This window comes from Actinomadura sp. GC306, from assembly GCF_004348665.1.
Lineage (GTDB): Bacteria > Actinomycetota > Actinomycetes > Streptosporangiales > Streptosporangiaceae > Spirillospora.
The window spans coordinates 22,445-45,714 of sequence record NZ_SMKM01000019.1 but is presented as its reverse complement, the minus strand read 5'-3'; the positions used below and the strand labels follow the sequence as shown (position 1 = coordinate 45,714).

The 23,270-nt window shown below is 72.7% G+C and carries 20 protein-coding genes and 1 rRNA gene; 3 read left to right on the top strand and 18 right to left on the bottom strand.

Going from position 1 to position 23,270, the window contains the following annotated elements:
* The 12 genes from E1200_RS05190 to argC form a co-directional block, all read right to left on the bottom strand.
* Positions 1–114, bottom strand: a 16S ribosomal RNA gene (locus tag E1200_RS05190); the annotation flags it as partial.
* Positions 115–737: 623 nt separating this feature from the next.
* Positions 738–2,015, bottom strand: a complete 1,278-nt coding sequence (tyrS, locus tag E1200_RS05185) for a tyrosine--tRNA ligase (RefSeq protein ID WP_131950627.1) — start codon at positions 2,013–2,015, stop codon at positions 738–740.
* 76 nt (positions 2,016–2,091) lie between these two features.
* On the bottom strand, positions 2,092–2,562 hold the full coding sequence (locus E1200_RS05180) for a hypothetical protein (protein ID WP_131950626.1): 471 nt from the start codon (positions 2,560–2,562) through the stop codon (positions 2,092–2,094).
* Positions 2,555–3,190: a DNA-3-methyladenine glycosylase gene (locus E1200_RS05175; protein ID WP_131950625.1), complete on the bottom strand. Its 636-nt coding sequence runs from the start codon at positions 3,188–3,190 to the stop codon at positions 2,555–2,557. The genes E1200_RS05180 and E1200_RS05175 overlap by 8 nt, the downstream gene beginning before the upstream one ends.
* A 77-nt stretch (positions 3,191–3,267) precedes the next feature.
* Positions 3,268–4,686: an argininosuccinate lyase gene (gene argH / locus E1200_RS05170; protein WP_131950624.1), complete on the bottom strand. Its 1,419-nt coding sequence runs from the start codon at positions 4,684–4,686 to the stop codon at positions 3,268–3,270.
* Positions 4,687–4,835: 149 nt separating this feature from the next.
* Positions 4,836–6,032, bottom strand: coding sequence for an argininosuccinate synthase (locus E1200_RS05165; RefSeq protein WP_131950623.1), 1,197 nt, complete (start codon positions 6,030–6,032; stop codon positions 4,836–4,838).
* A 65-nt stretch (positions 6,033–6,097) separates the two neighbouring features.
* Complete coding sequence (locus E1200_RS05160; protein ID WP_131950632.1) at positions 6,098–6,601, bottom strand: arginine repressor; 504 nt, start codon at positions 6,599–6,601, stop codon at positions 6,098–6,100.
* Between the two features lie 11 nt (positions 6,602–6,612).
* The gene (gene argF, locus E1200_RS05155) at positions 6,613–7,530 is read right to left on the bottom strand and encodes an ornithine carbamoyltransferase (RefSeq protein WP_131950622.1); all 918 of its coding nucleotides are present in this window, start codon (positions 7,528–7,530) and stop codon (positions 6,613–6,615) included.
* 2 nt (positions 7,531–7,532) lie between these two features.
* The gene (locus tag E1200_RS05150) at positions 7,533–8,726 is read right to left on the bottom strand and encodes an acetylornithine transaminase (protein WP_131950621.1); all 1,194 of its coding nucleotides are present in this window, start codon (positions 8,724–8,726) and stop codon (positions 7,533–7,535) included.
* The gene (gene argB / locus E1200_RS05145; protein ID WP_131950631.1) at positions 8,723–9,625 is read right to left on the bottom strand and encodes an acetylglutamate kinase; all 903 of its coding nucleotides are present in this window, start codon (positions 9,623–9,625) and stop codon (positions 8,723–8,725) included. Before argB ends, E1200_RS05150 begins: the two co-directional genes overlap by 4 nt.
* A 23-nt stretch (positions 9,626–9,648) precedes the next feature.
* Positions 9,649–10,806: a bifunctional glutamate N-acetyltransferase/amino-acid acetyltransferase ArgJ gene (argJ, locus tag E1200_RS05140; RefSeq protein WP_131950620.1), complete on the bottom strand. Its 1,158-nt coding sequence runs from the start codon at positions 10,804–10,806 to the stop codon at positions 9,649–9,651.
* Positions 10,803–11,831 carry an N-acetyl-gamma-glutamyl-phosphate reductase gene (argC, locus tag E1200_RS05135; protein WP_131950619.1) on the bottom strand — a complete coding sequence of 343 codons (1,029 nt, stop codon included), beginning with the start codon at positions 11,829–11,831 and terminating at the stop codon, positions 10,803–10,805. Before argC ends, argJ begins: the two co-directional genes overlap by 4 nt.
* Positions 11,832–11,980: 149 nt before the next feature.
* On the opposite strand from argC, the gene E1200_RS05130 reads away from it, so the two are divergent.
* Genes E1200_RS05130 through E1200_RS05120 form a run of 3 tightly spaced genes read left to right on the top strand, consistent with a single transcriptional unit; the run spans position 11,981 to position 14,279 of the window.
* A complete protein-coding gene (locus tag E1200_RS05130) occupies positions 11,981–12,478 on the top strand; it encodes a MarR family transcriptional regulator (protein ID WP_131950618.1) in 498 nt (165 codons plus the stop codon).
* A complete protein-coding gene (locus tag E1200_RS05125; protein ID WP_131950617.1) occupies positions 12,475–13,443 on the top strand; it encodes an ABC transporter ATP-binding protein in 969 nt (322 codons plus the stop codon). Before E1200_RS05130 ends, E1200_RS05125 begins: the two co-directional genes overlap by 4 nt.
* Positions 13,440–14,279 (top strand): ABC transporter permease, encoded by an 840-nt coding sequence (locus E1200_RS05120; protein ID WP_131950616.1) that lies wholly within the window; start codon positions 13,440–13,442, stop codon positions 14,277–14,279. The genes E1200_RS05125 and E1200_RS05120 overlap by 4 nt, the downstream gene beginning before the upstream one ends.
* A 9-nt stretch (positions 14,280–14,288) precedes the next feature.
* Here the strand turns inward: E1200_RS05120 and E1200_RS05115 are convergent, their stop codons facing one another.
* The 6 genes from E1200_RS05115 to E1200_RS05090 all read right to left on the bottom strand — a co-directional run bounded on the left by E1200_RS05115 (position 14,289) and on the right by E1200_RS05090 (position 23,232).
* Complete coding sequence (locus tag E1200_RS05115) at positions 14,289–15,206, bottom strand: lytic murein transglycosylase (RefSeq protein WP_131950615.1); 918 nt, start codon at positions 15,204–15,206, stop codon at positions 14,289–14,291.
* A gap of 488 nt (positions 15,207–15,694) precedes the next feature.
* Complete coding sequence (locus E1200_RS05110) at positions 15,695–16,429, bottom strand: hypothetical protein (RefSeq protein ID WP_131950614.1); 735 nt, start codon at positions 16,427–16,429, stop codon at positions 15,695–15,697.
* Positions 16,430–16,509: 80 nt separating this feature from the next.
* Entirely contained in the window at positions 16,510–18,126 is a 1,617-nt protein-coding gene (locus E1200_RS05105) for an ABC-F family ATP-binding cassette domain-containing protein (protein ID WP_131950613.1), read from the bottom strand.
* A gap of 312 nt (positions 18,127–18,438) precedes the next feature.
* Positions 18,439–20,925 (bottom strand): phenylalanine--tRNA ligase subunit beta, encoded by a 2,487-nt coding sequence (pheT, locus tag E1200_RS05100; RefSeq protein WP_131950612.1) that lies wholly within the window; start codon positions 20,923–20,925, stop codon positions 18,439–18,441.
* On the bottom strand, positions 20,925–22,034 hold the full coding sequence (gene pheS / locus E1200_RS05095; RefSeq protein ID WP_131950611.1) for a phenylalanine--tRNA ligase subunit alpha: 1,110 nt from the start codon (positions 22,032–22,034) through the stop codon (positions 20,925–20,927). Before pheS ends, pheT begins: the two co-directional genes overlap by 1 nt.
* A 154-nt stretch (positions 22,035–22,188) precedes the next feature.
* Positions 22,189–23,232: an ATP-binding protein gene (locus tag E1200_RS05090; protein ID WP_131950630.1), complete on the bottom strand. Its 1,044-nt coding sequence runs from the start codon at positions 23,230–23,232 to the stop codon at positions 22,189–22,191.
* Between the last annotated feature and the right edge of the window lie 38 nt (positions 23,233–23,270).

The window sequence follows — 23,270 nt, the reverse complement described above, 5'->3', positions numbered from 1 at the left end:
TGTTACTCACCCGTTCGCCGCTCGAGTACCCCCGAAGGGGCCTTTCCGCTCGACTTGCATGTGTTAAGCACGCCGCCAGCGTTCGTCCTGAGCCAGGATCAAACTCTCCATTAAGGTCCAAACGACCACGTCCAGGGGGCGAACCCCAGACCCGGCCAAACCTCGGAATCAATCCCAGCAATAAACCCCCAAAAGGGGTTCTTGCCTCAAAGAAATCCCCACCACCCCCACAAAAGAAGGGGCGGCCACGGGGCGACCCGACCAGAAAACACCGGTCGAGCCGATAAAGGCACTGGCTTTTAACACGCTGTTGAGTTCTCAAGAAACGGACACCCACCGCGCCGAACCCCGCTCCCGCGGACCCCGGCTCCGGGGCAACCACTCCAGCCTACCCGATCCATCCCGTTCGTCCAACTCTGGGATGGTTCGGCCCAATACGTCCTTTTCCACGCGGAGATACGTCTCCACCTGGCAAGTTGTAGAGGGTTCCCCTCGGGCCGGCCGCCTCTCGGCGTCTCGTTCCCCTTGGGGCGAGTAGAACATTAGATCCGCCCGCCGAGACCGTCAAATCAGCCTCGGCGAGTGCGAAACCCCAGGTCATCACGGCTTTCAAGACTCTGAACATGCCCTGGGATGCGACCTCGTAACCGCACTGTGACGTGTATTTGCCGAAGATTGCCCGCCCAATGACGACGGCCGCCCGCCCGGATCATCCGGACGGGCGGCCGCAGGGCGGTTCAGGACGAGGTCACCTCGACGCCGCCCACGTTGCGCTTCCCGCGCCGCAGGACGAGGAAGCGGCCGTGGAGGAGGTCGGAGGCGGCCGGCGCGGCGTCCTCCGATTCGACCTTGGCGTTGTTGAGGTAGGCGCCGCCCTGGGCGATGGCGCGACGTGCCTCGGACTTGCTCTTGCACAGGCCGGACGCCGCCAGGAGGTCCACCACCGGTGGCAGTTCGCCCGGTGCCACCTCCGTGCGGGGCACTTCCGCCAGCGCGGCGCGCAGCGTCCGCTCGTCCAGCTCGTCCAGGGCGCCCTGCCCGAACAGGGCCCGGGACGCCGCGACGACGCGGGCGGTCTCGTCCTCGCCGTGGACGAGCGTGGTCATCTCCTCCGCGAGCGCGCGCTGCGGGGCGCGGGCGGCCGGGCGGTCGGCGCCCTGCTTGACCAGGTCCTCGATCTCCTCCCGGGAGCGGAAGCTGAAGACCTTGAGGAAGTTCTCCACGTCCCGGTCGTCGGCGTTGATCCAGAACTGGTAGAACGCGTACGGCGAGGTCAGTTCGGCATCGAGCCAGTACGTCTCGCCGCCGGCCGTCTTGCCGAACTTGGACCCGTCCGCCTTGGTGAGCAGCGGTGTGGTGAGCGCGTGCGCGGAGGCGCCTTCGACGCGGCGGATGAGGTCGACGCCGGCGGTGAGGTTGCCCCACTGGTCACTGCCACCGGTCTGCAGCCGGCACCCGTACCGCCGGTACAGCTCCAGGAAGTCCATGGACTGCAGGAGGACGTAGCTGAACTCGGTGTAGCTCATGCCGGTGCTGTCGAGGCGGGCCTTGACCGTCTCCCGGGCCAGCATCCGGTTCACCGGGAAGTGCTTGCCGATGTCGCGCAGGAACTCGATGGCCGTCATGGGGCCGGTCCAGTCGAGGTTGCTGACCATCGTGGCGCCCGTGGGGCCGTCATGGAAGTCGAGGAACCTCGACACCTGGCCGTGGATCCGCTCGACCCAGGCGGCGACGGTGTCCGCCGAGTTCAAGACGCGTTCAGTGCTCTTCCCGCTCGGGTCGCCGATCAGTCCCGTGGCGCCGCCGACGAGCCCGAGGGGCCGGTGCCCGGCCCGCTGGAAGCGGCGCAGCATGAGGATCTGGATGAGGTTGCCGAGGTGCAGCGAGGGCGCCGTCGGGTCGAACCCGCAATAGAGCGTGACCGGTCCCGCGGCGAGCAGCGCCCGCAGTTCGTCCAGGTCGGTGGACTGCGCGATCAGGCCGCGCCACGCGAGATCGTCCAGGATGTCGGTCACGGTCTCCCTCGTCTCAGTTTCCGCATACGGTGCGCCCACCAGCGTGCCGGGTGGGCGCGTGTCACGCCAACGTTATTCAGCGCGAGCCCACGAAGGCACGGGCGGGAACGAAGACCTCGTGCCCCGTGGTGAAGGTTACGCGGACGCCCTCGGCGTCCCAGGTCGCCGACCGGATGGCGGGCGGTTCGCCGCCGCCGTGGTCGAAGTCGATGAAGTGCCCGTACCCGAAGTCCGGCTCGGGACCCGCGAACAGCTGGTAGGCGCGATGCCGGCCGAAGACGAAGCTGCGCTCGTGGAGCACACCGACGTAGTGGGTCCCGGACGCGCCGTGCGGGCCTTCGTAGGTGACCGAGTCGGGCTGGCGTTCGACGTCACCGAGCTTCTCGGTGCGGTGCAGCCAGCCGCTCGTGTCGAGGACGAACAGCGCCAGAAGCATCGCGAACGCGACGTAGCCGCCCGCGGTGAGCAAAGCCCGTCTGGGCCGTGGCGGGGGCGGCGCCGGCGGTGTGCGGCCGGGGCTCGCCGCCTGCGGGGCGTTCTCACTCACCGGGGGCGGCCTTCCTTCGCTGCCGGGGGACGTGCCGGCGGTACTGGGACACGGTCGGGTCGCCGTCGATCCAGTAGCGCCACGGGACGTCCTTGGCGCCGGTCACGCCGGTGCGCGGCCCCGTCCTGATGAGGGAGGCGTCGGCGGGTTCACCGGCGTGGACGCTGAGCGACCCTTCCGGCGAGCAGACGTCCAGGCCGTTCTGCTCGCGGGCGACACCGAGCGCCTGGCAGAGGCGGGCCGGCCCTCTGGCCAGGTCGCGGGCGGTGGAGCGGAGGCGCCGCGCTCGCGCCGTCTCCTCCCCCGCGACGACCTCGCCGGCGCGGAGGAGCACCGCCATGGACGTCCCGTCCGGCCCGCACACGAGGTTCATGCAGTAGTGCATGCCGTAGGTGAAGTAGACGTAGGCGTGGCCGGGCGGCCCGAACATCACGGCGTTGCGCGCCGTCTTGCCGCGGTAGGCGTGGGAGGCCGGGTCCAGCGGGCCCGCGTACGCCTCGACCTCGGTGAGCCTGACCGCGACGTCCCCTTCGGGGGTGCGATGTCTGACCACGCGTCCGAGCAGCGCCGGCGCGACTTCTTCGACAGGGCGGTCGAAGAAGTCGCGGGGCAGCGGCTCTCTGCTCATCGAATCACCTCTGGGGACGGGGGGGCTCGCCGCCGTGCGGGCAGGGTCTGGACGCTCCGCGTGCGGGCCGGCGCGGCTCAGCCGTCGGAACCGGCGGCCCAGGCGGCGTGCTCGTCGACCTGGGTGCGCAGCGCGCCGATCTGCTCGCGGACGCGGTCGGGGGCGGTGCCGCCGTACGCCTTCCGGGACGCCAGGGCGCCCTGGACGTTGAGGACCTCCCGGACGTCCGGCGTCAGGTGCGGCGACACCTTGCCGAGCTCCTCGTCGGTCAGGTCGTCGAAGTCCTTGTCGTTGACCTGGCACCACACCACGAGGTGGCCGACGACCTCGTGGGCGTCGCGGAACGCCACGCCGCGGCGGACGAGCAGCTCGGCGAGGTCGGTGGCGAGGGCGAAGCCCTCCGGCGCCGTGGCCTCCAGGCGCTCGGTGTTGACGCGCATCGTCGCGATGAGGCCGGACATGGCGGGCAGGACGAGCAGCAGCGTCTCGACGGCGTCGAACGCGCCCTCCTTGTCCTCCTGCAGGTCGCGGTTGTAGGTGAGCGGCAGGCCCTTGAGGGTGGTGAGGAGCCCGACGAGGTGCCCGATGAGGCGGCCCGCCTTGCCGCGCGCCAGCTCGGCGACGTCGGGGTTCTTCTTCTGCGGCATGATCGACGACCCGGTGGCGTAGGTGTCGTCCATCTCGATCCAGCGGAACTCCTGCGACGCCCAGAGGCAGATCTCCTCGCCGAGGCGCGACAGGTGGACGCCGACGAGCGCGGCGGCGAAGAGGAACTCGGCGACGAAGTCGCGGTCGGCGACGGCGTCCATGGAGTTCGGCGCGGCGGAGTCGAAGCCGAGCTCGGCGGCGGTGGCCTGCGGGTCGAGCGGCAGCGACGAGCCGGCGAGGGCGCCGGAGCCGAGCGGCGAGACCGCGGCGCGGCGGTCCCAGTCGCGCAGCCGCTCGACGTCGCGGGTGAGCGGCTGGACGTGCGCGAGGAGCTGGTGGGAGAACAGCACGGGCTGGGCGTGCTGGAGGTGGGTCATGCCGGGCGCGGCGACGCCGAGGTTGTGCTCGGCCTGCGCGATCAGCGCGGTCTCCAGCTCCACCAGCCGGGACACGATCTGGCGGGCGTGGTCGCGCAGGTAGAGGCGCAGGTCGGTGGCGACCTGGTCGTTGCGGCTGCGGCCGGCGCGCAGCTTGCCGCCGAGGGCGCCGAGCCGCTCCAGCAGCCCCCGCTCCAGGGCCGTGTGGACGTCCTCGTCGGCGACGGCGGGCCGGAACTCCCCGGACCGGCACGCCTCCTCCAAGTCGTCCAGGGCACCGAGCATGCGGTCCAGCTCGTCGTCGGTGAGCAGCCCCGCCCGGTTGAGGACGCGGGCGTGCGCCCGCGAGCCCATCAGGTCGTAGGGGGCGAGCCGCCAGTCGAACTGGACGCTCACCGAGAGCCGTGCGAGCGCGTCCGACGGGCCGCCCTCGAACCGGCCGCCCCACAGCCGCGTCGGTGCCTTGGTCACGTGATTCCTCTTCTTCCCACCGCTGGACTCTTCTTCCATCTCACCACGCCGGAACGCGCACGCGCGGGCGTGGGGACGCCGCGCACGGCGTCCCCACGCGGTGCACGGCGTCCCTTAGGGTACGGCGCCTGGCCGCCGGGCGTGGCGTGTCAGGCCCCGCGGTCGCGCTTGGCGGCGATCTTGGTGGGCAGGCTCCACAGCTCGACGAAGCCCTTGGCGAGGCTCTGGTCGAAGGTGTCGCCGGTGTCGTAGGTGGCGAGGTCGTAGCTGTAGAGGGACGCGTCGCTGCGCCGCCCGGTGACGACGGCGCGGCCGCCGTGCAGCGTCACCCGGACCTCGCCGGAGACGTGCTTCTGCGTGTCGGCGATGAACGCGTCCAGCGCGTCCTTCAGCGGCGAGAACCACAGGCCGTCGTAGGCGAGCTCGCCCCACCGCTGGTCGACGGACCGCTTGAAGCGGGCGAGGTCGCGCTCGACGGTGACGTTCTCCAGCTCCATGTGCGCGTTGATGAGCACGATCGCGGCGGGCGCCTCGTAGACCTCGCGGCTCTTGATGCCGACGAGCCGGTCCTCGACCATGTCGATCCGGCCGACGCCCTGGGCGCCGGCGCGCCGGTTCAGCTCGGCGATGATCTGGTACGGGGTCAGCGGGCGGCCGTCGAGCGCGACGGGGACGCCGGCGGCGAAGGTGATGACGACCTCGTCGGCGTCCCGCGGGGTCGCGGGGTCGGCGGTGTAGTCGTAGACGTCCTCGGTCGGGCCGTTCCAGATGTCCTCCAGGAACCCGGTCTCGACGGCCCGGCCCCACAGGTTCTGGTCGATCGAGTACGGCGACTTGGCGGACACGTCGATCGGGAGGCCCTTGTCCTCGGCGAACGCGATCGCCTTGTCGCGCGTCCAGGCGAAGTCGCGGGCGGGCGCGATGACCTTCAGGTCCGGGTTGAGGGCGGACAGGCCGGCCTCGAAGCGGACCTGGTCGTTGCCCTTGCCGGTGCAGCCGTGCGAGACGGAGGTGCCGCCGAACTCGCGGGCCGCCGCCACCAGGTGCTTGACGATCAGCGGCCGGGACAGCGCGGACACCAGCGGGTAGCGGTCCATGTAGAGGGCGTTCGCCTGCATCGCGGGGACGCAGAAGTCCGCGGCGAACTCCTCCTTGGCGTCCACGACGACGGACTCGGCCGCGCCGCACGCGAGGGCCCGCTTGCGGATAGTGTCGAGGTCCTCGCCGCCCTGGCCGACGTCGACGGCCACGGCGATGACCTCCCCGCCGGTCTGCTCGGCGAGGAACGGGATGGCGACGGAGGTGTCCAGGCCCCCGGAGTACGCGAGGACGACGCGCTCGCTCATGATCTTTATCTCCTGTGTCTGCGTGAAGTTCGGTTGGTGTTGGCTGGGACCGGGCCGGGCGGGCCCTAGCTTCGTCGTTCGCGTCCGGCGGCCAGCCGCAGGAGCGCCTGCGCGACGTCCTCCCCGCCGCTGGGGTCGCGGGCGATGACGAGGATGGAGTCGTCGCCCGCGACGGTGCCGAGGATGGTCGGCCATTCGGCGTGGTCGATCGCCGAGGCCAGGTACTGGGCGGCCCCGGGCGGGGTCCGCACCATGACCAGGTTGGCCGACGCCTCGGCCGAGACGAGCAGCTCCGCGGCGAGCCGGGAGAGCCGTCCGGTGAAGGTCTCGGCGGTGCCGGTGCGGGCCCGCCGGATCCGCTCGCCGCCCTCCCCGGGGACGGCGTAGATCAGGCTGCCGTCGTCGGCGCGCAGCCGCACCGCGCCGATCTCCACCAGGTCACGCGAGAGCGTGGCCTGGGTGACGTCGACGCCCTCGTCCGCGAGGAGCCTGGCGAGCTCGCCCTGCGAGTGGACGGGGTGCCGGGTCAGCAGCTCGATCACCCGGGCGTGCCGGGCGGCCTTGGTCATGGGGGTCGTCGTCACCGGGCGCGCTCCAGGAGCCAGGCGAGCAGCGCCTTCTGGGCGTGCAGCCGGTTCTCCGCCTCGTCCCAGACCCGGCTCTGCGGGCCGTCGAGGACGGACGCGGCGATCTCCTTCCCGCGGTAGGCGGGCAGGCAGTGCAGGACGATCGCGTCGGAGTCGGCGCGGGCGAGGAGGTCTCCGGTGACGGCGTAGGGCTCGTACAGCGAGGTGTCCTTGCCGTCCTGGCCCATCGACACCCAGGTGTCGGTGGCGAGGACGTCGGCGCCGGCGGCGGCCTCGCCGGCGTCGTCGGTGACCGTCACCGAGCCGCCGGTGGCGGCGGCGATCCCGGCGGCGCGGGCGACGACGGCGGGGTCGGGCGGCTGGGCCGCGGGCGCGCCGATCCGGACGTGCATCCCGGCGGTGGCGCCGCCGAGCAGGTAGGAGTGCGCCATGTTGTTGGCGCCGTCGCCGAAGTAGGCGAGGACGGCGCCCGCGAGGCCGCCCTTGGCCTCCTTGACGGTCTGCAGGTCGGCGAGGATCTGGCAGGGGTGGAACTCGTCGGTGAGGGCGTTGACGACGGGGACGGTGGTGCCGGCGGCCATCTCGGCGATGCGCTCCTGCCCCGCGGTCCGCCACACGATGGCGCTGACCTGGCGCTCCAGGACGCGGGCGGTGTCGGCGATGGTCTCGCCGCGGCCGAGCTGGCTGGTACCTGCGTCCATGACCAGCGGGTGGCCGCCGAGTTCGGCGATGCCGACGGCGAAGGAGATCCGGGTCCGGGTGGACGGCTTGTCGAACAGGACCGCGACGGACTTCGGGCCCTCCAGCGGCCGGAACCCGAACCGGTCCTTCTTGACCTGGGCGGCCAGGTCCAGGACCTCGGCCTGCTCGGCGGGCGTGAGGTCGTCGTCGCGGAGGAAGTGCCTGGTCATCGTCAGCCCTCCTGCCCGGCGGCGGCGTCGAGGATCGAGGGGAGCGCGGCGGTGAACGTCCGCGCCTGCCCGGCGGTGAGGACGAGCGGCGGGGCGATCCGCAGCGCGTCCGGCGCGACGGCGTTGATCAGGAACCCGGCGTCGCGGGCGGCGGCCTCCACGGCGGGGGCGTGCGGCCCGGTGAGGACGGCGGCGCGCCAGAGCCCGCGCCCCCGCACGCCCGCCAGCAGCGGGTGGTCGATGGCGCCGAGCCCTTCGGCGAGGGTCTCCCCCACCGACACGGCGTTGGCGAGCAGGCCGTCCTTCTCGATCGTGGTGAGGACGGCGAGGGCGGCGGCCGCGGCGACCGGGTTCCCGCCGAACGTGCTGCCGTGGTCTCCCTTGGCGAACAGCTCGCCGTGCGGCCCGAACGCGATGCACGCGCCGACCGGCAGCCCCCCGCCGAGGCCCTTGGCCAGCGTGAGGACATCGGGCCTGGCGTTCTCGTGCTCGAAGGCGAACCAGGCGCCGGTGCGGCCGATCGCGGACTGGATCTCGTCGGCGACGAACAGCGCGCCCGTCGCGTCGCAGACTTCGCGGACGGCGGCGAAGTACCCGTCCGGCGGCGGGACGACCCCGGCCTCGCCCTGCGTGGGCTCCAGGAAGACCGCGGCGCAGTCCTCGCCGACCGCGGCCTTCAGCGCGTCCACGTCACCATAGGGGACGAACCGGACGTCGGGTCCGAACGGGCCGAACGGCTCGCGGATCGACGCCTTCCCCGTCAGCGACAGCGCGCCCATGGTCCGGCCGTGGAACCCGTTCTCCGCCGCCACGATGTAGGACCGGCCGTTCGCCTTGCCGTACTTGACGGCGAGCTTGAGCGCGCATTCGTTGGCCTCGGTGCCGCTGTTGGCGAGGAACACCCTGCCGCCCCCGCCGAGCAGGTCCAGCAGCCGCTCGGCGAGCAGCACCTCCGGCTCGTGCAGGAACAGGTTCGACGTGTGCGCCAGCGTCGCGGCCTGCGCCGACACGGCCTCGACGAGGGCGGGGTGGCCGTGCCCGAGCGAGCTGACCGCGATCCCGGCGATCAGGTCGAGGTACTCGCGGCCGGCGGTGTCCCACACCCGGCAGCCCTCCCCGCGCGCCAGCGCGAGCGGCGGGACGCCGTAGTTCGGCATGAACGCGGCCTCGAACCGCTCCCTGAGGTCGCCGCTCATGCGGACTCCCCTCCGGCGGCGCCGGGCAGCACCATCGTTCCGATCCCTTCGTCGGTGAAGATCTCCAGCAGCAGCGAGTGCGGGACGCGGCCGTCCAGCACGTGCGCCTGCGGCACCCCGCCGCGCACGGCGGTCAGGCATGCCTCCATCTTGGGAACCATCCCCGCCGACAGGTCCGGCAAAAGCACCGCCAGCTCATCGGTGGTGAGGCTGTCGATCACGTCGTCGCTGTCCGGCCAGTCCGCGTACAGGCCCTCGACGTCGGTCAGCACGACGAGTTTCGTCGCGTCCAGCGCGACGGCCAGCGCCGCCGCGGCCGTGTCGGCGTTGACGTTGAAGACCTCGCCGTCGTCGCCGCGCGCGATGCTGGAGATCACCGGGATCCGGCCGTCGTCCAGCAGGGCCCGCACCGCCCCGACCTCCACCTCGACGATCTCGCCGACCTGGCCGATGTCGACCGGCTCGCCGTCCACCACGGCGTGCTTGCGCTCGGCGGTGAACAGGTTCGCGTCCTCGCCGGACATGCCGAGCGCGAACGGCCCGTGCCGGTTGATCAGCCCGACGACGTCGCGCTGCACCTGCCCGGTCAGCACCATCCGGACGACCTCCATGGCCTCCGGCGTGGTCACCCGCAGCCCCGCGGTGAACGTCGAGTCGATGCCGTTGCGGGCGAGGGCCGCGTTGATCTGCGGGCCGCCGCCGTGCACGATCACCGGCTTCAGCCCGGCGTAGCGCAGGAACACGATGTCCTCGGCGAACGAGTGCCGCAGTGCCTCGTCGGTCATCGCGTGCCCGCCGTACTTGATCACGACGGTCCGGCCGTGGAACCGCTCCAGCCACGGCAGCGCCTCGATCAGCGTCCCCGCCTTGCCGAGCACGCCGGCCCGGTTCTTGCGCATCTGCGCGCCCGAGGTGACGGCGCTCATGTGGAGTACGCCGAGTTCTCGTGGACGTAGTCGGCCGTGAGGTCGGTCGTCCAGACGGTGGCGCTGTGCGGGCCCGCGGCGAGGTCCACGGTGATCGTCACGTCGCGGGGGCGCAGGTCGACCTTGTCGCGGTCGTCGCCGGGCGCGCCGTTGCGGCACACCCATACGCCGTTGATCGCGACGTTCAGGTGGCCGGGCTCGAACACCGCGTCGGTCGTGCCGACCGCCGACAGCACCCGGCCCCAGTTCGGGTCCTCGCCGTGGATGGCGCACTTGAGCAGGTTGTTGCGGGCGATGGAGCGCCCGACGGTGACCGCGTCGTCGTCGCTCGCGGCGCCGACGACCTCTATCGCGATGGCCTTGGACGCGCCCTCGGCGTCCACGAGCAGCTGCCGGGTGAGATCGGCGCAGACCTCGGTGAGCAGCGCGGTGAACTCCTCCTCGCCCGGGGCGGTGCCGGCGGCGCCGGACGCCAGCAGCAGCACGGTGTCGTTGGTGGACATGCAGCCGTCGGAGTCGAGCCGGTCGAGGGTGACGGAGGTGGCCGCGCGCAGGGCCCGGTCGAGCGTCTCGGCGGGCAGGTCGGCGTCGGTGGTGATGACGCACAGCATGGTGGCCAGCGACGGGGCCAGCATGCCCGCGCCCTTCGCCATCGCGCCGATCATGTAGCCGCCGGCGCCCTGCCGGAAGGATATCTTGGCGACGGTGTCGGTGGTGCGGATCGCGTCGGCGGCGGCGAGGCCGCCGTCCCCGCGCGACAGCTCGGCGGCGGCCTTGCCGACGCCGGGCAGCAGCAGGTCCATCGGGAGCCGCTCGCCGATGAGGCCGGTGGAGCAGACCGCGATCTCGCCGGCCGAGTCGTCCAGCAGCGCGGCGGCCTTCTCGGCGGTGGCGTGGGTGTCCTGGAAGCCAGGGGCGCCGGTGCAGGCGTTGGCGCCGCCGGCGTTCAGCACGACCGCGCGGACCCGGCCGCCGCTGAGGACCTGCTCCGACCACAGCACGGGCGCGGCCTTGACGCGGTTGCGGGTGAAGACCCCGGCCGCGGCGCGGGACGGCCCGTCGTTGACGACCAGGGCCAGGTCGCGGGTTCCGCTGTCCTTGAGCCCGGCGACGACGCCGGCGGCGCGGAAGCCCCGCGGGGCGGTGACGCTCACGGGGACACTCCGATCGTGGTGAGCCCGAGTTCTTCCGGGAGGCCGAGGGCGATGTTGGCGCTCTGCACCGCGCCGCCCGCGGTGCCCTTGGTGAGGTTGTCGACCGCGGCGACCACGACGATGCGCCCGGCGGACTCGTCGAGGGCGACCTGGACGAGGACGGTGTTGGCACCGAGCGTCATCGACGTGGCGGGCCACTGCCCCTCGGGCAGCAGGCCGAGGAACGGCTCGCCGGCGTAGGCGTCGCCGTAGGCGGCGCGGACCGCCGCGGCGGTGACGCCCGGCCGGGCCTTGGCGGTGCAGGTGGCGAGGATGCCGCGGCTCATCGGGGCGAGCGTCGGGGTGAACGACACCGTGACCGGCTCGCCCGCGGCCGCGCTCAGGTTCTGGACCATCTCGGGTGTATGCCTATGCGTGCCGCCGGCGGCGTACGCGGTGACCGAGCCCATGACCTCGCTGCCCAGCAGGTGCGGCTTGAGGGCGCGTCCGGCGCCCGAGGTGCCGGACGCGGCGACCACGACGACGTCGGGCTCGGCGAGCCCGGCGGCGAACGCCGGGAACAGCGCGAGCGACACCGCGGTCGGGTAGCAGCCGGGGACGGCGACGCGCCGGGCGGAGCGGAGCTCGTCCCGCTTGCCGGGCAGTTCGGGGAGCCCGTAGGGCCAGGTGCCCGCGTGGGGCGTCCCGTAGAACGCCTCCCAGGCGGCGGGGTCGCCGAGCCGGTGGTCGGCGCCGCAGTCGATGACCAGCACGTCCTCGCCGAGCTGCGCGGCGAGCTCCGCGGACCGGCCGTGCGGCAGCGCGAGGAACACGACGTCGTGGCCGGCGAGCGTGCCGGGGCCGGTCTCGGCCAGGACGCGCCCGGCCAGGGATCGCAGGTGGGGCTGGTGCGCGCCCAGCTCGGTGCCCGCGTTGGAGCCCGCCGTCAGCGCGCCGATCTCGAACTCTGGATGTCCCGCCAGGATGCGCAGCAGCTCGCCGCCCGCGTAACCGCTGGCGCCGGCGACCGCCGTCCGGATTCCCATGTCCACCCTGCCCTTCGGAAGCACTGAGCAAGAGTATGCATGACGATGGAATTCTATACAACCGCGATCTCCGTCACCCGCGATCCGGCAGAAGTCGTTAGGGTTCTAATAGTTTGCGCTCTAATCATTAGAGCTCTAACATCATCGCCATGCAGAACCTCGGCTTCGACGACCTGGAAGCGTTCCCGTCCATGGAGGAGTGGCCGATCGGACGGCTGTTCGGGCTCGCCTCCCGGCTGTCCGGGCCGGTCGTGTGGCGGATCATCGAGCGGCACGGGATCAGCCCCACGGGGTTCTTCCTGCTGCGGCTGCTCATCGTGGAGGACGGCCTGCGCCCCGGCGAGGTCGCCAAGCGGCTCCTGGTGACCCCCGCGACGGTCACCTCGGTGGTCGACACCCTCGAACGCAACGGGCACGTCCGGCGCGAGCGCTCCTACCGGGACCGGCGCGGCGTGCTGCTGCGCATCACCGACTCCGGGCGGCGGCTGCTCGCCGAGAAGTCCGGCCCCATCGGCCGCGACCTGTCGCGGCTCTACGACGTCGTGGACGAGGGCGACGAGGCCGCCGTCCGCAGGTTCCTGCTCAGCCTGATCGAGAAGTTCGAGAACCATCCCCACGCACAGGAAACGGAGGGAGACGGCGCATGACCGACCCCTCGGAGGCCGCCGTCCGCACGGCCGGCCTGGAGAAGACCTATCCCCCGTCCGGGCCGCGTCCCGCGGTGCCGGCCGTCCAGGGCATCGACCTGGACGTCCCGCGCGGCGAGTTCTTCGGGCTGCTCGGCCCGAACGGCGCGGGCAAGTCCACCACGATCGGGATGCTCACCACCCTCGTCGTCCCCACCGGCGGCAGCGCGCACGTCCTCGGCCGGGACGTCGTGCGGGACGCCGTAGAGATCAAGCGCCGCATCGGGGTGGTGTCGCAGAACAACACCCTCGACAGCGACCTGACCGTCGCCGAGAACCTGGAGTTCCGGGGCCGCTACTTCGGGCTCGGCGCCCGCGAGGCCCGCGCGCGGGCCGGCGAGCTGCTGGAGCTGTTCGGGCTGGCCGAGCAGCGCGGCGGCAACCCGTTCGAGATCTCGGGCGGGCAGGCCAAGCGCGTCATGATCTGCCGCGCCCTGATGCACGGGCCGGAGGTCCTCTTCCTCGACGAGCCGACCGCCGGGCTCGATCCGCAGACGCGCACCAATCTGTGGGAGGTGCTGCGCGGTCTCCAGGCCGCCGGGCAGACCATCGTGCTGACCACCCACTACATGGAGGAGGCCGAGGCCCTCTGCGACAGGGTCGCGGTCGTCGACCACGGCAAGATCCTCGCCAGCGGGACGGTCGACCAGCTGAAGGCGGGCGCGGGCGCCGACACCATCATCACCGTGACCTACGACGCGCCCGTCCCAGAGAAGATCAGGGCACTCGCCGACCGCAAGGGCATCAGCAGGGTCGAGATCAACGACGGCCAGGCGCGCGTGTTCGCCGCCGAACCGGAGGGCATCCTCGGCGAGCTCGTCGCGATCGGCACCGGCGCCGGCGCGGGCGTCACCGACGCCACCCAGCTCCGGCCCAGCCTGGAGACCGTCTTCCTCACCCTCACCGGAAGGGACTACCGCGAATGACCGCGCCCATGGTCCTCGCCCCGCCGCCCCCCGCGCGGGCTACGCTCCCCCGCACGTTCGCCGCGATGATGGCGCGCGAGGCCCGGGTGATGCGCAGGAACTTCGTGTCGACGTTCGTCCGGGTGCTGGTGCAGCCGGTCATGTTCGTCTTCGTGTTCGCCTACGTGCTGCCGAAGCTCGGCGGCGGCGCGATGGCGGCGTCCGGCGGGCCGACGTTCGCCACGATCCTGCTGCCCGGCCTCGTGGGGTCGTCCATCATCATGCAGGCCATGATGGCGGTGATCTTCCCGCTCATGATGGAGCTGAACTGGCAGAAGTCCATCACCGACCGGGCACTCGCGCCGGTGCCGATCCCGCTGCTGGCCGCCCAGAAGATCGTCGCGGCGGCGGCGCAGGGGCTGATCGGCGGGCTGCTGGTGTTCCCCGCCGTGCTGTTCATCCACGCCGAGGGCGAGTCGCCCAGCGTCCACGTGGCGAACTGGCCGGTGCTGGTCCTGGTCATGGTGGCGGGGTCGCTGATGTCGGCCTCGGGCGGGCTGCTGCTCGGCACGCTGATGAACCCGCAGAAGGTCCAGGTGCTGTTCGGGATGGTGCTGCTGCCGATGACCATGCTCGGCTGCGTCTACTACCCGTGGGCGGCGCTGGACGACATCCGCTGGCTGCAGGTCGCCAGCCTGTTCAACCCGCTCGTGTACGTCAGCGAGGGCCTGCGCAGCGCGCTCACGCCGGACGTCCCGCACATGCCGGCGTGGGCGTTCCTGCTCGCCATCGTCGGCGGGACGGTCCTGCTGACGTGGGCCGCGACCCGCACCTTCACCAAGCGGGTCCTCACCTGACGGGCGCCGTCAGCGGCGCGCGGCAGGCCCGGTGATGCGGACGTCGCCGCGGCTGGTCACAACGAAGACCTGCCAGTTGTAGTAGGCGTAGTAGGCACGCGCGTCCTTCCTCATCTGGCGCGCGTGCCTCTGCACCGCGTCGACGTAGAGCGGGGTGGGGTTGTAGGCGTGCAGCGCGCGCCGGTAGTCGCCCGGCGCCCCGGACGCCTTCAGGTAGTTCGCGGCGCCCATGACCGCGTCGCGCGGGTCGTGTATGTCGCCGCCCATCCCGTACTGCCGCCAGGTCGAGGGCAGGAACTGCATGGGGCCCTTCGCCCCGGCCCAGCTCGGCGACTTGATCCGGCCGTACTTCGTCTCCACGAGCATGATGGCGGCGAGCACCTGCCAGTCGAGGCCGAACCGCTTCCCGGCGTCCTCGAAGTGCTTCAGCAGCTCGCCCGCGGGGCGCGGCTCCCGGGTGCGGAACTTGCCGAGGTCGTCCTCCGGCTTGGCCAGCTCCAGGAGCTTGCGGGCGGCGACCGCGTTGTCGCGCGCCGCGCCGGCGAGTTCGCCCGGCAGGAGCTTCCTCGTCCGCTTTTCGAGCCCCTCGTCCTTCGCCAGCGCCCGGTAGATCCGCTGCTGGCGCAGGGAGAGGTGGACGATCGAGGCGGGCGGCCCGGTCCTGGCCGGGTCTGCGCGCAGCCACTGGTCGACGGCGGACCCCATGGCCTGGTGCGTCCGCTCCAGGTCCGCGGCGAGGCCCTCGGGGTCCTTCGCCAGCTCGCCGTTGGGCTCCGGCAAGGGTGACTCCGACGGAGAGGCGGACGGCGACGCCGCTCGCGGGGCGGGCGCCCGCTCACCCTCGCCGTCGCCTCCGCCGCATCCGGCCACCGCCAGCACCGCCGCGGCGGCCAGGGCGCCGCACCGCCGCATCGAGATCCGCATCATTCAGGCGACGATGCCCATCCCGGCGGCGGCGGTCAAACCGGACACCGACCGGCGCGAGCGGGGCCCGGGGGTCTAGCCGCCCCTGGGCCCCTGTGGTTGCCGCCCAATTCGCACGCCGGCACATGGATGGACGCGGATCACTCTCAGACCGTCGCGCGATCCCGTTACGCCATCGCCCTCCGAGCAGAGCGAGCCGGATTCGAACCGGCATCTCGACGGTTTCCGTCCACGTCCGCGCGATCCGGCGATCGGCGGCGAATGCTGAGTCTGGAGCGAGAGTCTGAGATTGAGCGGGCGGCCGCCTCTACCACTTGGGCTACCCCGGCGCGGGTGCCGGGGGCGGGAGTCGAACCCGCACTGTGTCGCTCACCCTGGTCAGCTTCGGCTTCAGCTTCAGCTTGCGCTCCTCGCGCACCCCCCGCGCGGCGGCGGGGGGATCCTATTGAGTTGTGTGACTCGTCGACGTTGTCCGCCGGGTCGCGGGCCGGTCACCCGAACAGGTAGCCGAAGACCGCCTCGCCGACGCGCTGGTCGGTCACCTCGGTGCCGTTGGCCTCCTCGCGGGCGAACTTGACCGCGTCCTGCAGCCGCTCGACACGGCCGAGCAGCTCGTTGACCCGCCTGGCCGGGAGCGCGCCCGAGAACTTCACCGTCGTCCAGTGGCCGACGCTGACGTCCTCGTAGTACACCTCCACCTGGGCCGGGTGCTTCTCGGTCGCCTCCGCCTTGACGTGGTTGCGGGGCACCTTCTTGGTCTTCACGGTGCGGACCGCCTCGGTGCGCCACACGTCGGTGGACGGGTCGAACGTCCACGTCTCCGCGGCGTCCAGCACCGGCAGCTTCTTGACGAACGTGTGCAGGTCCTTGAGCTGCTTCTCCAGGAAGAGCAGGTAGGAGACCGGGACGTCGCGCAGGAGCGTCGTGCCGTCGACCGTCACGTCGGCGCGGGCGACGCAGTTCGCCCAGTCCTTGGTGGCGGTGACGTCGAACAGCCGCGTCAGCGAGGCCGTCACGTCGCGCAGGACGTCGTCGACCTTCACCTGGACGCGGGTCGACTCGGCCGGCAGCTGCTCGCCCTCCTCGTCCTTCGGCTGGTAGGTCCGCGAGATCCCCGACAGCAGCGGGGCCTTCTGGACCGAGTGGTGCGCGGCCGTCAGGTCCTGGAAGGACTTGCTCTTGACGCCCTTCTCGACCGCGATGATCTGGTTCAGCTTCGTCGGCACCCCGTCACTCCCCTCGATGCACGACCCCCTCGATGCAGGACGACGCTAACAGTCGTTGATCGGCATATCACCGCATTTTTCTATATGGGTGGTGCTTCGGTCAGGCCCGCCGCGCGGTCCACGCGCAGCCGGCGGGTGAGGCCGAGGCCGGCCAGGAAGCGCTCGTCGTGGCTGGCGACGACCAGCGCGCCCTCGTAGGCGGCGAGGGCCTGCGCGAGCTGCGCGACGCTCGCCAGGTCGAGGTTGTTGGTCGGCTCGTCCAACAGCAGCAGCCTGGGGGCCGGCTCGGCGAGCAGCAGGGACGCCAGCACGGCGCGGAACCGCTCGCCGCCCGACAGCGTCCCCGCCCGCTGCTCGGCCCGCGCGCCGCGGAACAGGAAGCGCGCCAGCCCGGCCCTGATCCGCGCCGGCGGCACCGACGGCGCCTGCGCGCGGACGTTGTCCAGGACGCTCAGGTCGTCGTCGAGGACGTCGAGCCGCTGCGGCAGGTACCGGACGCCGTCCACGCCGATCCGGACCGCCACCCCCTCCTGGACGAGGTCGCCGACGAGCGTCCGCAGCAGCGTGGTCTTGCCCGAGCCGTTCGCGCCCTCCAGCGCGATCCGCTCCGGGCCCCGGACGATCAGCTCGGACAGCGTCCCGGGCACCGGCTCGGGCGCCGTCAGGCCCGTCACGGTCAGGACCGTCCGGCCCGCCGGGACGCGGGTGGCGGGCAGCTCGATCCGGATCTCCGCGTCGTCGCGGACCGCCTCCTCCGCCTCGGTGAGCCGCGTGCGGGCATCGGCGAGCCGCTCCTCGTGCATGATGCGGTGCTTGCCGGCCGACTCCTGCGCCTGCCGCTTGCGCGCCCCCATGACGATCTTGGGCTCGCGCTTGTTCTCGTACATCTTCTTGCCGTAGCGCTGCCGCCGGGCCAGCTTGACGTGGGCGTCCTCCAGTTCGCGCTTCTGGCGGCGCAGGTCGGTCTCGGCGGCCCGGACCGTCCGCTCCGCCGCCTCCCGCTCCACTTCGAGCAGTTCCTCGTAGGCGGACAGGTTCCCGCCGAACGACCGGATCGCGCCGTCGCGCAGGTCGGCGATCTCGTCGACGCGGTCGAGCAGTTCCCGGTCGTGGCTGACGACGACGAGGACGCCCGTCCAGGACGCGACGGCGTCGTACAGGCGGTGCCGGGCGGCCCGGTCGAGGTTGTTGGTCGGCTCGTCCAGCAGCAGGACGGCGGGGCGGGCGAGGAACAGCGCCGCGAGCGCGACCATCACGGTCTCGCCGCCCGACAGCGTCGAGACGGTCCGGTCCAGGCCGACGCGGTCGAGGCCGAGCCGGTCGAGCTCGGCGCGGGCGCGCTCCTCGACGTCCCAGCCGTCCCCCACGGCGGTGAAGTTCTCCTCGGTGGCCTCGCCGCGCTCGATGGCGTGCAGGGCGGCGCGCGTCGCGCTGATCCCGAGCAGGTCCGACACCGTGGCGGTGCCGGCCAGGGCGAGGCTCTGCGGCAGGTAGCCGATCTCCCCCGCGACGGACACGGTCCCCGACCGGGGCCGCAGCTCCCCCGCGATGATCTTCAGCAGGGTGGACTTGCCGGAGCCGTTGGCGCCGATCAGGCCCGTCCGGCGGGTGCCGAACGCGGCGTCGAGGCCGGTGAGGACGACGGTGCCGTCCGGCCAGGCGAACGACAGGTCCGAGCACACGATGGCGAATGACATGGGCGGTCTCCATGGGTGGTGAGCAGGTGGTGCTGGACGCATGGAGACACCGCGGGTCACGCGACGTGCCGGCGGGCATGAGAAAGCCCGGCGGGACGGAGTCCGCTCTGAGGTCACGTGCGCATGGGCCGATGGCGGCCGGACGCGCGGTGTCGGACCTCAGATCCTCAATGGACTCCCCTGCCGGGCGGCGATGTGACGCGGTCGAGACTACCCCACCGCTTATCGCTACACAAGTAGCATTAAGAGAATCGTCCCGGACATGGAGACGCCCCGGCCCGAGAACCGGGCCGGGGCGTCTTCGCCCGGTCGTCAGGCGCCGCGCAGGACCGCGCCCGTGCGGTCGGACGCGGACGCCACGGCGGCGGCGCGGGCCTGCGACGCCTCCTCGGCGGTGAGGGTGCGGTCGGGGGCGCGGAACCGCAGGGCGTAGGCCAGGGACTTGCGGCCCTCACCGACCTGCTCGCCCGTGTACACGTCGAACAGCCGGATCGCCTCCAGCAGCTCCCCGGCGCCGTCGCGCAGCGCCGCCTCCACCTCGGCGGCCGGCACCGCGGAGTCGACGACCAGCGCCACGTCCTGGGTGGCGACCGGGTAGCTCGACACGTGCGGGGCGCGGACGCTCGCGGGCTCGCCCAGCAGGCGCAGCTCCAGCTCCATCGCGCAGGAGCGCGGGGGCAGCCCGTACGCCTTGATGGTGCGCGGGTGGAGTTCCCCGGCGTGGCCGACGAGGGTGTCGCCGGCATAGAGCGCGGCGCAGCGGCCCGGGTGCCAGGGGGCGTGCTGGTCGGCCTTCGCCGTCAGCTCGGTGCCGACCTCGCGGGCCACGGTGCGGGCCGCCTCGATCGCGTCCGCCCACAGCGCCGGCCGGCCCTCGCCCCACCAGCCGGACGGCTCGCGGTCGCCCGCCAGGACGACGGCCACCCGGTGCGGCTGGTCGGGCAGCGCCGCCTCCAGCGCCGCCAGCTCCTCCCGCGTCGGGCCCCGGTCGACCGCCAGGCGCGGCGCCCGCTCGGGCGCGTCCGGGCGCGGCCGGAACACCACGCCCAGCTCGAACAGGGCGGTGTCGCCGAAGCCGCGGCCCACGTTGAGCGCCAGCACCTTGAGCAGGCCCGGCAGCAGCGTGGTCCGCAGCAGCGGCTCCTGCTCCGACATCGGGTTGGCGAGGCGCAGCGTCCGGCGGCGGGCGTCGTCACCGGGGAGCTGGAGGCCGTCCAGGTCCTTGCCGGCGACGAACGGGAAGGTCAGCGCCTCGACGTAGCCGGCGCCCGCGAGGGCGCGGCCCACGCGGCGGCGCAGCCGCTGCCGGGCGGTCAGCCCCTTGCCCGCGGCCGGGCGCGGGGCGCGGGCCGGGATGTCCTCGTAGCCCTCCAGCCGGATGACCTCCTCGGCGAGGTCGTTCGGGTCGGTGAGGTCGGGGCGCCAGGACGGCGGCGTCACCGTCAGCGTCCCGTCCCCCTCGACCGCGCAGCCGACCTGCTCCAGGCGGCGGACGACCGCGTCCCGCCCGTAGGCCACTCCCGCGACGCGGTCGGGGTGGCCGGCGTCCATCGTGACGGTGACCGGCTCGACCGGCGCCTCGGCGTGGGTGACGCCCGGCACGACCTGCGCGCCGCCCAGCTCCGCCAGCAGCCGGACCGCGCGGTAGGACGCGTACAGCGGCAGCTCGCGGTCGACGCCCCGCTCGAACCGGTAGGACGCCTCGCTGTGCAGCCGGTGGCGGCGGCTCATCCGGGCGGTGCCGATGTCGTCGAAGTGCGCCGCCTCGATGACCATGTCGGCCGAGCGGTCGCCGATCTCGGTGGCGAGGCCGCCCATCGTGCCGGCCATCGAGATCGGGCCCGACTCGTCGGTGATGAGGATGTCCTCGGGGTCGAGCTCCCGCGTGACGTGGTCGAGCGTCTCCAGCTTCTCGCCGGGCGCCGCGCGCCGCACGGTGATCGGGCCGGTCAGCTCGGCCCGGTCGAACGCGTGCAGCGGCTGGCCGAGCTCCAGCATCAGGTAGTTGGTGATGTCGACGGCCAGCGACACCGGGCGCATCCCCGCGCGGTGCAGGCGGACCCGCATCCACAGCGGGGTCGCCGCGTCCGGGTCGAAGCCGCGCACCTCGCGCAGCACGAACCGGTCGCACGCGGACGGGTCGGCGATGCTCGCCGGGTAGGACCCGGGGCCGTCCCCGTCCCCCTCCGGCAGCTCCACGGCGGCGGGGTCCGTGAACGGGACGCCGTAGGCGGTCGCGGCCTCGCGGGCGATGCCGCGGATCGACAGGGCGTAGCCGCGGTCGGGCGTGACCGCGATGTCGAGGACGTCGTCGCGCAGGCCGAGCAGCTCGATCGCGTCCGCGCCGACGGGCGTGTCCGGCGGCAGGACGAGGATTCCGCTGTGGTCCTCGCCGATGCCCAGCTCGCTGACCGAGCAGATCATGCCCTCGGACACCTTGCCGTAGGTCTTGCGGGCGCCGATCTCGAAGCCGCCGGGCAGGACGCCGCCCGGCAGGATCACCGGGACGCGGTCGCCGGCGGCGAAGTTCGTGGCGCCGCACACGATGTTCTGCGGCGCACCGGTGCCGTTGGCCTGGCCGACGTCCACCTGGCAGTAGCGGATCGGCTTCTTGAAGCCGGTCAGCTCCTCCACCGCCAAGACCTCGCCGACGACGAGGGGGCCGGTGATGTCGGCACCGGCCCGCTCGACGGTCTCGACCTCCAGGCCCGCCGCGATCAGCTTCTCGGCCAGCGCCCGGCCGTCGACGCCGGACGGGAGCTCGACGTACTCGCGCAGCCAGGAAAGCGGGGCCCGCATCAGATCTCCATCCCGAACGGGAGGGTGAACCGCACGTCACCCTCCACCATGTCGTACATGTCCTGCACGCCGTGCCGGAACATCAGCGTCCGCTCGACGCCGAGCCCGAACGCCCAGCCGCTGTAGCGGTCCGGGTCGACACCGCAGGCCACCAGCACCCGCGGGTTGACCATGCCGCAGCCGCCCAGCTCGATCCAGCCCTCCGAGCTGCAGGTGCGGCACGGGTCGCCGCCCGGCTCGGCGGACGCGCCGCGGCACACGAAGCACTGCATGTCGACCTCGGCTGACGGCTCGGTGAACGGGAAGTACGACGGGCGGAACCGCGTCTTCAGGCCCGCGCCGAACATGCCGCCGACGAACGCGTCGATGCCGCCGCGCAGGTCGGCCATCGTGAGGCCCTCGTCGACCGCGAGGCCCTCCAGCTGGTGGAAGACGGGGCTGTGCGTGGCGTCCAGCTCGTCGGTGCGGAACGTGCGCCCCGGCACCACCACGTAGACCGGCAGGTCACGCGACAGCAGCGCCCGAATTTGCACCGGCGAGGTGTGCGTCCGCAGCACCAGGCCGGTCTCCTCCGAGCCGACGAAGAAAGTGTCCTGCATGGTGCGGGCGGGGTGGTCGGGCTTGAAGTTCAGCGCGTCGAAGTTGAACCACTCGGCCTCGACCTCGGGCCCCTCGGCGACCTCGAAGCCCATCGAGACGAAGACGTCGGCCATCCGCTCCTGCATGGTGGTCAGCGGGTGGCGGGCGCCCCGGGGGGCGCGGTCCCACGGGAGTGTGACGTCGACGGTCTCCTCGATGAGGACGCGCTGGTCGCGCTCCTCCTCCAGTTCGGCCTGGCGCTCCTTCAGCGCCTTGGACACCGCGCCGCGGGCGGCGCCGATGCGCTTGCCGGCGTCGGCGCGGGCGGCGGGCGGCAGCGCGCCGATCTCGCGGTTGGCGAGCGCCAGGGGCGAGCGGTCGCCGGCGTGCGCCAGGCGGACCCGCTTCAGCTCGTCGAGGCCGGCCGCCGCGGCGATGGCCGCGAGCGCCTCCTCGCGGGCCCGCTCCAGCTCCTCCGGCTGCAGCGCGGACACCTCGACGGGGTCATAGGACTTGTTGGGTGCAGACATGGTGGTGTGATCGACTCCGGTCGGCGTGGGACGCCCGCAGTCTAGTGCGCGGGCGGTGAGTATCCGGCAAGCGTGCGCGTGACGCGCTGGCCCTGCGGAGCCCGGTACCGCCTCCGCCGGCGGCGCCGGGCGGGACGCGCGGCGTGCGCCGCGCTCAGGTGGCGTAGTCGGGGGCCCCTGCGGGCACGGTAAATCGGAACTCGGCGCCGCCGCCGGGCGCCCGCCGCACGGTGATCACGCCGCCGTGCGCCTCGACCAGGCCCTTGACGATGTAGAGCCCGAGGCCGGTGCCGCCGCGGCGGTTGCCGCCGGGGCCGCGCCAGAACTGCCGGAAGACGCGCTGGGCCGCCTCGGGCGGAATGCCCTCGCCCTCGTCGCGCACCGACACGGCGGCTCCCTCCTTGTGCGCGTCCGGCTCCACCACGATGGTGACGGTGCCGGCTCCGTGGCGCACCGCGTTCTCCACGAGGTTACCCAGGATCTGGCCCATCTTGTCGGGATCGAGCCACATCTCCGGCAGCACGCCGCGGGACTCGAAGCGGAACCGGTCCTCCGGCTCCCCGGCGGCGACCCGGCCCGCGATGATCTTACGGACCTCCCCGGGCAGGTCGACGACCTGGCGCCGCATCTCCAGCCGGCCGGCCTCGATGCGGGACACGTCCAGCAGCTCGGTGATCAGGCGGGTGACCCGGTCGGCGTCGGCGTTGACGGTCTCCAGCATGACGCGCTTCTGGTCGTCGTTGAAGCGGTGCCACTTGGCCAGCAGCGTGGCGGTGAAGCCCTTCACGCTCGTCAGCGGGGAGCGCAGCTCGTGCGCCACGGTGGACACCAGGTCGGCGCGGTCGCGCTCCTGGCGGGCCCGGTGCAGCGCGTCGCGCAGGCACACGATGAAGCGTTCCACACCGCCCTCGGCGTCACGCCGGTACGCGGCCGTCACCAGCAGCTCCGTGCCGCCGGGCAGGAACAGCACGCGCTCGGGGTGGCGGGTGCGGGTGCGCAGCCCGTCGTAGGGCGACAGGCACTTCCACCAGTCGCGGCCCTCCGCGTCGTGCAGCGGGAGGACGTCGCGGAAGTCGCGGCCCAGCGCGGACGCCGCGGAGATCCCGGTCATCCGCGCCGCGGCGGCGTTGAAGACGACGACCCGGGCGGCACGGTCGGCGACCAGCATCCCGTCGGGAAGGTCGTCCGGGGACGCCATGGCGGAGCCCGGACCGGCCGCGGGCGCGCGCGCGGCCA

Coding starts and splice junctions, on each gene's coding strand:
- E1200_RS05165 (WP_131950623.1), bottom strand. CDS start 6,032: ATGAGCGAGCGCGTCGTCCTCGCGTACTCCGGGGGCCTGGACACCTCC.
- argF (WP_131950622.1), bottom strand. CDS start 7,530: ATGACCAGGCACTTCCTCCGCGACGACGACCTCACGCCCGCCGAGCAG.
- E1200_RS05160 (WP_131950632.1), bottom strand. CDS start 6,601: ATGACCAAGGCCGCCCGGCACGCCCGGGTGATCGAGCTGCTGACCCGG.
- E1200_RS05115 (WP_131950615.1), bottom strand. CDS start 15,206: ATGATGCGGATCTCGATGCGGCGGTGCGGCGCCCTGGCCGCCGCGGCG.
- argB (WP_131950631.1), bottom strand. CDS start 9,625: ATGCGCAAGAACCGGGCCGGCGTGCTCGGCAAGGCGGGGACGCTGATC.
- pheS (WP_131950611.1), bottom strand. CDS start 22,034: ATGTCTGCACCCAACAAGTCCTATGACCCCGTCGAGGTGTCCGCGCTG.
- E1200_RS05120 (WP_131950616.1), top strand. CDS start 13,440: ATGACCGCGCCCATGGTCCTCGCCCCGCCGCCCCCCGCGCGGGCTACG.
- E1200_RS05175 (WP_131950625.1), bottom strand. CDS start 3,190: ATGAGCAGAGAGCCGCTGCCCCGCGACTTCTTCGACCGCCCTGTCGAA.
- E1200_RS05090 (WP_131950630.1), bottom strand. CDS start 23,232: ATGGCGTCCCCGGACGACCTTCCCGACGGGATGCTGGTCGCCGACCGT.
- pheT (WP_131950612.1), bottom strand. CDS start 20,925: ATGCGGGCCCCGCTTTCCTGGCTGCGCGAGTACGTCGAGCTCCCGTCC.
- E1200_RS05105 (WP_131950613.1), bottom strand. CDS start 18,126: ATGTCATTCGCCATCGTGTGCTCGGACCTGTCGTTCGCCTGGCCGGAC.
- argC (WP_131950619.1), bottom strand. CDS start 11,831: ATGGGAATCCGGACGGCGGTCGCCGGCGCCAGCGGTTACGCGGGCGGC.
- E1200_RS05125 (WP_131950617.1), top strand. CDS start 12,475: ATGACCGACCCCTCGGAGGCCGCCGTCCGCACGGCCGGCCTGGAGAAG.
- E1200_RS05130 (WP_131950618.1), top strand. CDS start 11,981: ATGCAGAACCTCGGCTTCGACGACCTGGAAGCGTTCCCGTCCATGGAG.
- E1200_RS05150 (WP_131950621.1), bottom strand. CDS start 8,726: ATGAGCGGCGACCTCAGGGAGCGGTTCGAGGCCGCGTTCATGCCGAAC.